12 protein-coding genes are annotated in these 11,910 nt (G+C 34.2%); 11 read left to right on the plus strand and 1 reads right to left on the minus strand.

Translation table 11 applies throughout. The features are described from left to right. Positions 1-25 precede the first annotated feature (25 nt). The 7 genes from steA (at position 26) to buk (ending at position 6,680) form a co-directional block, all read left to right on the plus strand. Positions 26-1,144 carry a putative cytokinetic ring protein SteA gene (gene steA / locus BM077_RS08640; RefSeq protein ID WP_089747459.1) on the plus strand — a complete coding sequence of 373 codons (1,119 nt, stop codon included), beginning with the start codon at positions 26-28 and terminating at the stop codon, positions 1,142-1,144. A gap of 23 nt (positions 1,145-1,167) precedes the next feature. Further along, positions 1,168-1,779 carry a copper transporter gene (locus tag BM077_RS08645; RefSeq protein ID WP_089747457.1) on the plus strand — a complete coding sequence of 204 codons (612 nt, stop codon included), beginning with the start codon at positions 1,168-1,170 and terminating at the stop codon, positions 1,777-1,779. Then, positions 1,769-2,452 carry a glycosyltransferase family 2 protein gene (locus tag BM077_RS08650; protein ID WP_089747455.1) on the plus strand — a complete coding sequence of 228 codons (684 nt, stop codon included), beginning with the start codon at positions 1,769-1,771 and terminating at the stop codon, positions 2,450-2,452. Before BM077_RS08645 ends, BM077_RS08650 begins: the two co-directional genes overlap by 11 nt. After that, the gene (locus BM077_RS08655; RefSeq protein WP_089747453.1) at positions 2,452-3,264 is read left to right on the plus strand and encodes a hypothetical protein; all 813 of its coding nucleotides are present in this window, start codon (positions 2,452-2,454) and stop codon (positions 3,262-3,264) included. The genes BM077_RS08650 and BM077_RS08655 overlap by 1 nt, the downstream gene beginning before the upstream one ends. Before the next feature lie 268 nt (positions 3,265-3,532). Continuing rightward, on the plus strand, positions 3,533-4,444 hold the full coding sequence (locus BM077_RS08660; protein WP_089747450.1) for a bifunctional enoyl-CoA hydratase/phosphate acetyltransferase: 912 nt from the start codon (positions 3,533-3,535) through the stop codon (positions 4,442-4,444). A 50-nt stretch (positions 4,445-4,494) separates the two neighbouring features. Next, entirely contained in the window at positions 4,495-5,568 is a 1,074-nt protein-coding gene (locus tag BM077_RS08665; protein WP_089747448.1) for a Glu/Leu/Phe/Val family dehydrogenase, read from the plus strand. 20 nt (positions 5,569-5,588) lie between these two features. Next, positions 5,589-6,680: a butyrate kinase gene (buk, locus tag BM077_RS08670; protein ID WP_089747446.1), complete on the plus strand. Its 1,092-nt coding sequence runs from the start codon at positions 5,589-5,591 to the stop codon at positions 6,678-6,680. On the opposite strand, the gene BM077_RS08675 is transcribed toward buk, so the two are convergent. Further along, entirely contained in the window at positions 6,681-8,573 is a 1,893-nt protein-coding gene (locus tag BM077_RS08675; protein ID WP_089747444.1) for an EAL domain-containing protein, read from the minus strand. A 285-nt stretch (positions 8,574-8,858) separates the two neighbouring features. Here BM077_RS08675 and BM077_RS08680 point away from each other — a divergent pair, with 285 nt between their 5' ends. From BM077_RS08680 to BM077_RS08695, 4 genes are all read left to right on the plus strand, one after another. Next, the gene (locus tag BM077_RS08680) at positions 8,859-9,530 is read left to right on the plus strand and encodes a hypothetical protein (RefSeq protein ID WP_089747442.1); all 672 of its coding nucleotides are present in this window, start codon (positions 8,859-8,861) and stop codon (positions 9,528-9,530) included. A 53-nt stretch (positions 9,531-9,583) separates the two neighbouring features. Next, complete coding sequence (locus BM077_RS08685) at positions 9,584-9,787, plus strand: 4Fe-4S binding protein (RefSeq protein ID WP_089747440.1); 204 nt, start codon at positions 9,584-9,586, stop codon at positions 9,785-9,787. A gap of 258 nt (positions 9,788-10,045) precedes the next feature. Continuing rightward, entirely contained in the window at positions 10,046-11,101 is a 1,056-nt protein-coding gene (locus BM077_RS08690) for a 3-methyl-2-oxobutanoate dehydrogenase subunit VorB (protein WP_090095219.1), read from the plus strand. Further along, positions 11,102-11,848: a thiamine pyrophosphate-dependent enzyme gene (locus BM077_RS08695; protein WP_089747437.1), complete on the plus strand. Its 747-nt coding sequence runs from the start codon at positions 11,102-11,104 to the stop codon at positions 11,846-11,848. Positions 11,849-11,910 lie beyond the last annotated feature (62 nt).

Here is an 11,910-nt window from a genome sequence, read left to right on the forward strand (position 1 = left end):
GAAATTAGCTTGGAGGGACTCAATTATGGAGATAGAAGGTACTTTAAAGTTAGGTAGAAAGACTAAAGAATTAGTCAAAAGGCTGAATGGTGAGGAGATAGTAGTTATTGACCATAAGGATATTGATGAATTAGCGGCAAATTCTTTAATCAATAAAGGAGTTAAAGTCGTTATTAATGCTAACTCTTCAATTACAGGGAAGTATCCTAATTTAGGTCCTGAAAAGTTAGTGGAAAATGGGGTGCTCCTATTGGACGAAGTAGGTTCTAATATATTTATGAATCTAAGTGATGGGGATAGGGTTCATATAAAAGATAATAAAGTTATTAAGGAAGGAATAAGAATAGCTAAAGGGACGATATTAAGTGAAGAACGATTAAATACGATGTTAAAAGAAAGTAAAGAAAATTTAGAAAACGAATTAGAAAAGTTCATTGAAAATACGTTAGAATATGCTAAAAAAGAGAAGGATATAATATTAGGCTTAAAAATTCCTAAAATAGATACAGATATTAAAGGGGAACATGTATTAATTGTAGTTCGAGGTCAGAATTATAAAGAAGATTTAGAAACAATCAGTTTATATATTAAAGAGTTAAGACCGATTTTAATTGGAGTTGATGGAGGGGCCGATGCTTTATTAGAATTTGGCTTTAAACCAGATATAATTATTGGTGATATGGATAGTGTTAGTGATAATGCATTACAGATAGGTTCAGAAATAATTGTGCATGCCTATCCTGATGGACGAGCGCCAGGCTTAGAAAGAGTTAGAAATTTAAATTTAGAAGCAAAGAAGTTTCCGGCTCCTGGGACTAGTGAAGATATCGCGATGTTACTGGCTTATGAAAAAGGAGCTGAACTAATAACCGCAGTTGGGACTCATTCCAATATGATAGATTTTTTAGAGAAAGGTCGTGCTGGCATGGCTAGTACATTTTTAGCTAGATTAAAGGTAGGTAACAAATTAGTAGATGCCAAGGGAGTTAATAAGCTTTATAATAGTCGTTTGCAGCCTAGACATATTTTGCAGATCTTATTCGCGGCTTTAATTCCAATAGTAGTTATTTTAACAGTTGCTCCACTAATGCAACAGATGATGCGTTTATTATTAATTAAGTTGAGGCTTAGCTTAGGTTTTTAAATGTAGAAGGGAGAATACTAAGTATGGTAATTGACCTCAGATACCAAATAGTAACTATAGTAATTATCTTCTTAACTTTAGGGATTGGCATCTTGATTGGTAGCTCCATGGTTGGGCAAGAAGGCTTAATTAACCAACAGAAGGAACTAATTAATCGATTAGAAGTAGAATTTACTCGCTTGCGGCAAAATAATCGCCAATTTCAAGATAAGATCAATAATTTGCAAGCTAAATTAGAAAGGAGTAATCAATTTCAAAAGAAGGTATTTCCACTAGTTATTAAAGACCGAATTAATGGTAGTAAAGTCTTAATAACCTACAGTAAAGGAGAATTCAAATCACAGGCGGAGGAATTGAGTAATATTTTAAAGGTGGCGGGTAGTCAAAAGGTCTTTATTGAACCTTTAGAGCTTTTAAAAAAAGAGAAGGGTTTAACTTCTTATGACTATTTAATCTATTTAGGTACTAAAGAAATATTCCGCAAAGAAAAGATTAAGGAAAGGTTCAGAAGTTTATTTAAGAAGGTAACTTATTTGTCTAATAGTATTATTGGACCCAAACCTAAATTAATGGATTATATTCTAAAATTAAGTGATGACTTAAAAGCAAGTGGGGGGGTTCAGTTTGAAGAGTAATAATGAGGTAACGGTTCTAGTTCCGGCTTATAATGAAGAAAGTAGAATTAAAGCTACCATCTTAGCCTTACAAAAGTTATCAGCAGTTAAAGAAATTATAGTAATCAATGATGGTTCAACTGATAGAACAGCTCAAATGGTAGACGAGACAGAGGCTATACTGTTAAATCTTAAACTTAATCATGGTAAAGGTGATGCTTTAAATGCAGGGTTAAATATAGCTAAAGGAGAGATTATTGCTTTAATAGATGCAGATTTAGAAGAGAGTGCCAAAGAATTGCAGAAATTATTAATACCTGTCTTAAAAAAGAGAGTTGATATGACAATTGCTAAGTTTCCTCCAGCCAAAAGAAAAGGTGGATTTGGTTTAGTAACTAATTTGGCTAAATTAGGGTTAGAATTATTTACTGGTTTAGAATTTGAATCGCCACTTTCTGGACAAAGGGTATTGACTAGGGAAGTGATAGATTATTTGGGTGAATTTAAATCAGGCTTTGGGGTGGAAGTAGCAATGACTATTCAAGTATTACGAGGTGGTTTTGAGGTTGAAGAAATTCCGGTAAATATGGGACATCGCGAAACTGGGAGGGATTGGGCCGGTTTTAAACATAGAGGTCGCCAATTTATTGATGTGTTAACTGTCTTTTTTTCGCAACTTAGAGGTGAAAGATAATGTTATATTTATTAGCTATAACTATGTTATTAACTTATATCGGTTATCCAATTGTAAAAAGGATTCTATGTAAATTTAATCTAGTCTCGGTTAATTATTTAGGGCATAAGATTATTTTGGGGTATGGATTATTATTAGGGATTAATTCCATTATTATCTTAATTGTTGGTCAGAAATTAAATCTTTATTCAAAGGAAGTAACTATTTCATTTATATTTTTAACTATTACTGTTACTATGGTTGGTCTACTTGATGATTATTTTGGAAGTGAAGGAAGTAGGGGATTTAAAGGACATTTTAGTAAATTCTTATATCAATTTCAAGTTACTACTGGTTTTTTAAAAGCCGTAATTATCAGCGTAGTATCTTTTTTGATTATAAATAGATTAGAAAGCAATATTATATTGTTAATAATTAATTTTTTGCTATTAGTTCTGATGACTAATTTTATTAATTTACTCGATTTGCGTCCTGGACGAGCTATAAAAGGCTTTCTGCTTTTAACTTCAGGAATTATGTTAATAGCTAATTCCTTATTTAGAGATTTATTGTTGCCACTTTTATTAATGGCCATAATCTTATTACCATATGACTTAAGAGAAAAGGCGATGTTAGGTGATGTCGGTTCCAACTTGTTAGGAGCATTCTTAGGTTTGAGTTTGGTAATTAATTTAGGTATTACTTATAAACTAATTATAGTTACAGCTTTAATTATAGTTCATATTTATGCTGAAAGAGTTTCATTAACTAAATTGATTGCTAGAAACAGAATTTTAGATTATATAGATAAGTTAGGGAGAAGAAAGATTTAATTTGCAATATTATTCATGCAATGAATTGCAGCGTGCATTATTTTGCAGGAAAATAATCTTGATTTTACTTAGTTTTTCTATGACATAATGGTACTTATTTCTTAGAGTGCTATATAAAGGTTTACTCTTTAAGGATTATAGCTAAAAATAAAGAAAAATAGATTAATTTAAATAATTTTGCGAAAATTCAAAACCTAGGCATGAAGCTTGCAATATTAATAAAGTGAAATGAAGTAAGGAGATTAGTTGGATTAAGGAGGTAACCAAGGTGATAACAGATTTTAAGAAATTAATAAGTTTAGTTAAAGAAAGTGATAAAGTAAGTAAGATGACAGTGGCTGCTCCTTATGATAAAGAGACTCTAAAAGCTATTAAATTAGCTAAAGAGGAGAACATAACTGAATCAATTTTAGTTGGTGAGAAGAAAAGGATATTATCTACGGCGAGAGAAGTTGGGTTGGAGATTGATAAAGGCAAGATAATTAATTGTCAAGATAATAATTCAGCTGCCCAAGAAGCAGTAAAGTTAGTTAGTGAAGGGGAAGCAGACTTTGTTATGAAAGGATTACTTAGTACTTCTGCTTTATTAAAAGCTGTTTTGAATAAGAGAGCGGGCTTAAGAACTAATCAGTTATTAAGTTATGTAGCAGTTTTAGATATTCCCTCGCTTGACAGGTTATTAGTTATGACAGACCCTGCTATGAATATTAAACCTGACCTATCAGAAAAAGTGCAGATTACAGAGAATGCAATTCTTGTTGCTAAAGCTTTAGGAATTATAAAACCTAAAGTTGCAGCAGTAGCAGCGGTAGAAAAGGTAAATCCGAAGATGCCAGTTACTTTAGATGCAGCCTTATTAGCAAAGATGGGGGATAGAGGACAGATAAAAGATGCTTTAATTGATGGTCCTTTAGCCTTTGATAATGCAATTAGTATGGAAGCTAAAGATGTAAAAGGAATTGAGAGTGAGGTAGCTGGACAAGCAGATATAATAGTGGTACCTAATATAGAAGTAGGCAATGTACTTTATAAGTCATTAACTCATTTAGCTGAAACAACAATTGCTGGAACTGTGATTGGTGCTACAGCTCCAGTAGTACTCTCTTCAAGGGCTGATAATTATCGTAATAAATTTAATTCTATTGTATTAGGGAAGGTAGTTGCGCAACACCATAGTTAATAATTTGTAGTTAATTAATATATAAAATATCAAAAGGAGGTATAATAATTATGAATAAGTTTGAGTACTTGGAAAAGTATGATTATGAACAGGTGGTATTTGTACAGGAGAAGGAGTCAGGATTAAAAGCGATAATCTGTGTGCATGATACTACTTTAGGTCCAGCACTAGGCGGAACTAGAATGTGGAATTATGAAGATGAGGACGATGCTTTATTAGATGGATTACGTTTGTCACGGGGGATGACTTATAAGAATGCGGCTATGGGACTTAATTTAGGTGGAGGAAAGACAGTAATTATTGGTGATGCCCGTAAGGATAAGAATGAGGAGATGTTTAGAGCTTTTGGGCGATATGTTGATAGTTTAGGTGGACGTTATATTACGGCTGAAGATGTAGGGATTAATACTACGGATATGCTTCATGTAAAAGAAGAGACAGATTATGTGGGTGGATTACCTGGTCTAAGTGGAGACCCTTCACCTTTTACTGCTTATGGTACTTATTGTGGAATGAAAGCAGCAGCTAATAAGGCTTATGGTAGTGATTCATTAGCAGGAAAGAAGGTTACTGTACAGGGAGTTGGTCATGTTGGATACTACTTAGTTAAGCATTTACATGAGGAAGGTGCTGAAGTAGTAGTTGCTGATTTATACGAAGATAATCTAAAAAAGGTAGTTAATGATTTTGGAGTAAAAGTAGTAGATCCTGGTGATATTTATGGTGTAGATTGTGATATTTTTGCTCCAACAGCTTTAGGAGCAATTATTAATGATGAAACATTAAAGGTATTAAAGTGCGATATTATAGCTGGTGCAGCTAATAATCAATTAAAAGGCCCGGAAAAACATGGAGTGTTATTAGAGGAAAAGAATATAATATATGCGCCAGATTATGTAATAAATGGTGGAGGAGTTATTAATGTTGCCGAAGAATTTAATAATAATGGCTATAATGCAGAACGTTCTAAGCGAAAAGTAGAAATGATTTATGATAAGATTCAGCGTGTATTTGAGATAGCAGATAGAGATAATATTCCGACATATAAAGCAGCAGATATAATGGCTGAAGAAAGGATTCAAAAATTAGCTAAGTTAAATAGCATTCGCAAGCCAAACAGATAATATTGAGGAGGAATTAGAGAATGGACAAGTTTAAAGTTTTAACAATTAATCCTGGTTCAACTTCAACTAAACTTGCTATTTATGAAGGGGAAGAAGCAACTTTAGAAGTGAGTATTGAGCATGCTTCAGATGAAATTAAAGATTATGAAAGGATAACAGATCAATTTGAATTCCGGAAAAGAGTTATTCTAAAGAATCTTAAGGGTAAAGGTGTAGAATTGGATGAATTAGATGCTATTTCTGCCCGGGGCGGCTTATTAAAGCCGATCCCTGGCGGAACTTATGAAGTGAACCAACCTATGCTAGAGGATTTAAAAGTCGGGATTTTAGGGGAACACGCTTCTAATTTAGGTGGTATGATTGCTAATGAGATTGCAGAACAATATGAGATTCCAGCCTATATTGTAGATCCAGTAGTAGTTGATGAATTAGAGCCGATTGCTAGAGTTTCAGGTCATCCTAAATTTGAGCGGACATCTATTTTCCATGCTTTGAATCAAAAAGCAATGGCTAGAAAAGCAGCAGATGAATTAGGAAGTGCTTATGAAGAATTGAATTTAATAGTTGCCCATTTAGGTGGAGGTATTTCTGTTGGGATTCATCAATCAGGAAGAGTGATTGATGTTAATAATGCTCTAGATGGAGAGGGTCCATTCTCACCAGAGAGAAGTGGGACATTACCGGTTGGCGCTTTAGTAAAAGTATGTTATTCTGGGGAATATGAAGAAGCTGAAATAAAGAAGATGATTGTGGGTCAAGGAGGATTGGTGGCTTATTGCGGTACTACTGATCTGAGAGATGTAGAAGAGATGATTGTGAACGGAGATGAAGAGGCTAAAAAGTATTGGGAAGCAATGGCTTATCAAGTAGCTAAAGAGATAGGAGCTGGGGCTACAGCACTAAAAGGTGATGTAGATGCTATCGTATTGACTGGAGGAATAGCTTATTCAGAGCGTTTTACTGCATTAATTAAAGATAAAGTAGAATTTATTGCACCACTTAAGATATATCCTGGTGAAAACGAATTGAAATCACTAGCTCAAGGTGCTTTAAGAGTGTTACGAGGCGAAGAGGAAGCTAAAGTCTATTTAGCCGATAACATTCGGGACTAGTTAAAGAGGTGTTAAAGATGCAGAAACTAATAGCCCTTCTATCTTTTCAGCAGGTAATGGTCTTTCAAATAAGTAACCTTGTCCTATATTACAATCATTTTCTTTTAAGAAGGTTATTTGTTGTTCGGTTTCGATTCCTTCAGCTGTGACTTTAAAGTTTAGGTCATTACCCATAGTGATTATGGTCTTTGTAATAGCTGCTTTATTATAATCATCTATGATATTATGGATAAAAGATTGGTCGATCTTTAAGTTATCTATCGGTAGTTGGTCAAGAATACTTAGTGATGAATATCCCGTGCCAAAATCATCAACTGCTATTTTAACACCTGTTTTCTTTAATCTGTTTAAAAGTAAAGTTAACTCTTCAATATTTTTCATTTTATTTTCAGTAATCTCTAATTCAAGACAACTAGGTTTAAGCTGAGTTTCATTTAATGTATTAGTAATCTGTTCTACAAAGTTTTCACTTTGAAATTGATGGGCTGATACATTTACAGCTATTGATATTGGTTCTAAACCTGCATGCTGCCAAATCTTATTTTGCTTACAAGCAGTACGTAAGACCCATTCTCCAATAGGCCTGATAAGTCCTGTCTCTTCTGCTATTGGGATAAACTCTGCAGGAGAAATAAAACCCAATTTAGGGTGATGCCAACGGAGTAAAGCTTCCATACCAATAATTTTACCTGTTTTTAAGTTAACTTGTGGTTGGTAGTAGATCGATAATTCATTTTTGTCTAATGCTTTTCTTAGACCGTTTTCTAATTTACTTTTGCGCGAAAGCATTCTGTTTAGTTGGGAATTATAAAATTGATAATTATTTTTCCCTTTTTCTTTAACCGAATACATTGCTATATCGGCGTACTTAATTAGTGTTTCAGCTTCATCTCCATCTTTTGGATAAAGGCTGATACCAATACTAGGGGAAGTAAATATTTCATAATCTTCTACTATGAATGGTGAAGAAAATTCATCAATAATTCGTTCAGCAACCTTTCTAACTTGTTTTTTATTTATATTTTTCATTAGAATGACAAATTCATCTCCGCCAAGTCGAGCAACTATATCATGGTTGCGTATGCACTTAGCTAGTTTTTTAGCAACTTGTTGTAAGACAAGGTCTCCAATATTATGTCCTATTGTATCATTGATCATTTTAAAACGGTCTAAATCAATAAATAAGATAGCTAGTATTTGATTATCTTCTTTAGCGTCAATGAGTGATTGTTTAAGTTGTTCATTTAATAAATTACGGTTGGGAAGATTAGTTAATGCATCATGATATGCCATGTGATGAATCTTTTCTTCTAATCTTTTGTTTTCAGTAATATCTTTAACGATACAATAGACACCAATAATTTCGTTATCTACAGTCATAGGAAAATTCTTAACGCTGGTTTTAATATGATGACCATCCTTATGAATCATAGTACATTCATAGGTCTGGGGTTTGCCATTGGTTGCTTCAGTAAAATGTTGTAATGTTTTCTTTAAATCTTTAAGAGTAAGTAATTGATGAAAATTCATACTAAGTATCTCATTAGCTTTATAACCAGATAATTTTTCAGCCTTAGGATTTACATGAGTGAAATTACCATTTAAGGCTATAGTAAAGACTGCATCTGGATTATGCTCAAATATAGAATTGTAACGTTCCTTAATTTCTACCAATTTATTCTGTAATAATTGATTCTTCTTTTGTAATGGATTAGTCTGGTCTTTAGAGCCATCATATTGCTTAATAAGTAACAAAATACCTAAGAATATTAGTATACTTATTAATATTTCTAAGGTGTCAATTCTTTTATTATTTAAATAATGATAAATATTAAATCCTATAATTAGAAGAGAATTAATCATTACTATAATTATCTTTTTATTAAATTTCATTTTTATGATACCTCGCTTAAAAGTTATAATTAAACATACTATTTTCTATTTCGACATTTTAACTTTAATTCCTTGTTTTTACAGTGATTAATGTATAATGATTTAGTGTTGGGATTGTAGAAAAGTAGATTCATTATTCCAAATATTAACTTATCTAAGTATAAATTGATATAAATTAAAGGATTTTAATGTATTTTTCGGGAATTAATTATAGGGTTATAAATAAAAGGTATAGATGTAGTAATTAATCATAAAATCTTTTAAAACTAGGTGGTGAGTTAGTAATTGACTAAAGAACGTATTAATATTTTTACTGGTGACTATGGTAGTGGCAAGACAGAAATTTCTATTAACTATGCTTTAGAATTAGCAGCAAAAAATGATAAGGTTAAACTTGTTGATTTAGATATTGTTAATCCTTACTTTAGGTCTCGTGAAGCCAAGGAACCTTTAATGGAAGCTGATGTAGAGGTTGTAGCTCCAGCAGGGAAATTGGTACAAGCTGATCTACCTGCATTACCTCCACAGATCTTAGGGGCTATTCAAGATAAGAATAGCAAATTAATCTTTGATGTAGGAGGAGAAGAGAATGGGACGATAGCTTTAGGAAGATTTAGACAGTATCTAGATGAAGTAGAAACTAATGTTAATTTTGTTATTAACCCTAACAGACCTTTTACAGGTGATAGTGCCGGGGTGAAAGAGGTGATTAATAAGATAGAAAAAGCATCTAGATTAAAAGTTGATTACTTAATTAGTAACCCCAATTTAGGGAGAGAGACTAAGGTAAATGATATTATTGAAGGACATAAGCAATTAGAAGAAATTTCAGAAGAATTAGGAATTCCTATTAAATTTCTTGTAATTTCTCAAGAAATGATAGATAGGGTGAATTTAGAAGAATTTTCAGTTCCTGTATTTACTTTAAAATTATTTATGAAAGCTCCTTGGGAATAATAGAATTAGAAATAATATTATCTATAAAATACTTATGAAAGGAGAAATTTAATATGGCTAAAATAAAGTTTAACCAAGACAAATGTAAAGGTTGTGAGCTTTGTACTACAGTCTGTCCTAAGGATATAGTAGTAATTGATGATGAAATTAATACAAAAGGATTTCATCCAGCCACAGTTAGTGACGAAGATGAGTGTATAGCATGTGGGTTTTGTGCCAGCATCTGTCCTGACGTAGTGATTGAGATCTTTAAATAGTTGACAGTGAAGCCCAGAAAAGAGCTTCCGAATTAGAAGCAGAGTCTATCGTAGGCTTGCGACCAGCCTTGATTTTTAGGCTGGGCGAGACAGTGAAGCCCAGAAAAGAGCTTCCGAATTAGAAGCAGAGTCTATCATAGGCTTGCGACCAGTTAGAAAGGTCAAGGTTAAGATTAAGAAGTAAAATGATTGAGATAGTTTTAGATAAACTGACACTGACACAGATTACTGACACTGATATGTATAGGAGGTTATAGAATGAGTGAGAAAGTATTAATGAAAGGAAACGAAGCGATTGCCGAAGCAGCTATTAGAGCTAACTGCAAGCATTTCTTTGGGTATCCGATTACGCCTCAAAATGAGCTGCCGGCTTATATGGCTAGGAAGTTACCTAAAATAGATGGTGGAGTCTTTTTGCAAGCAGAGAGTGAAGTAGCAGCTATAAATATGGTCTATGGTGCTGCTGGGGCGGGAGCGAGAGTGATGACTTCTTCTTCTAGTCCAGGTATTAGTTTAAAAGCTGAAGGAATATCATATATTGCTGGGGCTGAGCTGCCAGCAGTAATTGTTAATATAGTGCGGGGAGGACCAGGCTTAGGTGGTATTCAACCGGCCCAATCTGATTACTTCCAAGCAACTAAAGGAATGGCTCACGGTGATTTTAAATTAGTAGTATTAGCTCCATCTTCAGTTCAAGAAGCTGTAGATTTAACTATGGAAGCATTTGATATTGCTGATAGATATCGTAATCCAGTTATGGTGATAGGGGATGGAATCATCGGTCAGATGATGGAACCAGTAGAATTTAAGGATATCGGTGCCGATGACTTACCAGAAAAAGATTGGATTACTGATGGCGCTAAAGGGAGAGAGAAGAATGTTATCAATTCTTTACATTTACAACCAGAAGATTTAGAAGAACATAACTGGAAGTTAGATAGAAAATATAAGGAAATCAAAAAGAATGAGGTAAAGTATGAAACTGAAAATATGGAAGATGCTGAAATAGCAATTGTAGCTTACGGAACAACAGCAAGAATCGCCAAGACGGCAATTAAAGAAGCAAGAGCCGAAGGGATTAAGGTTGGTTTAATTAGACCGATAACTCTCTTCCCATTCCCAGAAGAAGTAATTAATCAAGCAGCCGACCAAGTAGACAGTTTTTTAACGGTAGAGATGAGTACTGGTCAGATGGTAGAAGATGTCCGCTTGGCTGTTAACGGGAAGAAACCGGTTGAATTTTACGGAAGAACCGGTGGAATGATTCCTTCGCCAGCAGAGATAGTAGAGCAGTTAAAGGAGGTAAGAGGATAGATGGAACAGATAGCAGGTCGACCAAATGCTTTAACAGATAAAGAGTTTCACTATTGCCCAGGCTGTACCCATGGGATAGTCCATCGTTTAGTAGCCGAAGTAATCGATGAGTTAGGAGTGCAAGAAGAAGCTATTGGAGTAGCCCCGGTGGGATGTGCAGTATTAGCCTACGAATACTTCGATGTAGATATGCATGAAGCTGCTCACGGTAGAGCACCAGCAGTAGCAACCGGAGTTAAAAGAGTGCACCCAGATAAAGTAGTCTTTACTTACCAAGGAGACGGTGACTTCGCCTCAATTGGTACCGCCGAATCAGTACATGCGGCTAGTAGAGGAGAAGAGATAACAGCTATCTTTATTAATAATGCAATCTATGGGATGACCGGAGGTCAGATGGCACCAACAACTTTAGAAGGTCAAAAGACAACTACATCGCCATACGGTAGAGATGTAGACCACGCTGGCCATCCAATCAAGATGTCAGAGATGTTAGCAACTTTAGAAGGGGCAGCTTATGTAGCAAGAGTCTCAGTAGACTCACCAAAGAATATCAAAAAAGCCAAAAAAGCAATCAAAAAAGCCTTCGAAGTACAGCTAGCCGGCGAAGGATTTGCGTTAGTAGAAGTATTATCCACCTGTCCAACTAACTGGGGCCTATCGCCATTAGAAGCAATAGACTGGCTACAAGAGAATATGTTACCTTACTATCCACTAGGTGAGATTAAGAGTAAGGAGGAGGATAAGTAATGGCACTAGAAGAAGTAATCATGGCTGGATTTGGTGGTCAAGGAGTAATGTTAATGGGACAG

Source organism: Candidatus Frackibacter sp. WG13, from assembly GCF_900114655.1.
In the GTDB taxonomy this organism is placed as follows: Bacteria; Bacillota; Halanaerobiia; order Halobacteroidales; family Acetohalobiaceae; genus Frackibacter.

What these genes read in the sequence shown, in the direction of transcription:
- steA (WP_089747459.1), top strand. Translation starts at nt 26, where the DNA reads ATGGAGATAGAAGGTACTTTAAAGTTAGGTAGAAAGACTAAAGAATTA.
- BM077_RS08645 (WP_089747457.1), top strand. Translation starts at nt 1,168, where the DNA reads ATGGTAATTGACCTCAGATACCAAATAGTAACTATAGTAATTATCTTC.
- BM077_RS08655 (WP_089747453.1), top strand. Translation starts at nt 2,452, where the DNA reads ATGTTATATTTATTAGCTATAACTATGTTATTAACTTATATCGGTTAT.
- BM077_RS08665 (WP_089747448.1), top strand. Translation starts at nt 4,495, where the DNA reads ATGAATAAGTTTGAGTACTTGGAAAAGTATGATTATGAACAGGTGGTA.
- buk (WP_089747446.1), top strand. Translation starts at nt 5,589, where the DNA reads ATGGACAAGTTTAAAGTTTTAACAATTAATCCTGGTTCAACTTCAACT.
- BM077_RS08675 (WP_089747444.1), bottom strand. Translation starts at nt 8,573, where the DNA reads ATGAAATTTAATAAAAAGATAATTATAGTAATGATTAATTCTCTTCTA.
- BM077_RS08685 (WP_089747440.1), top strand. Translation starts at nt 9,584, where the DNA reads ATGGCTAAAATAAAGTTTAACCAAGACAAATGTAAAGGTTGTGAGCTT.
- BM077_RS08690 (WP_090095219.1), top strand. Translation starts at nt 10,046, where the DNA reads ATGAGTGAGAAAGTATTAATGAAAGGAAACGAAGCGATTGCCGAAGCA.
- BM077_RS08695 (WP_089747437.1), top strand. Translation starts at nt 11,102, where the DNA reads ATGGAACAGATAGCAGGTCGACCAAATGCTTTAACAGATAAAGAGTTT.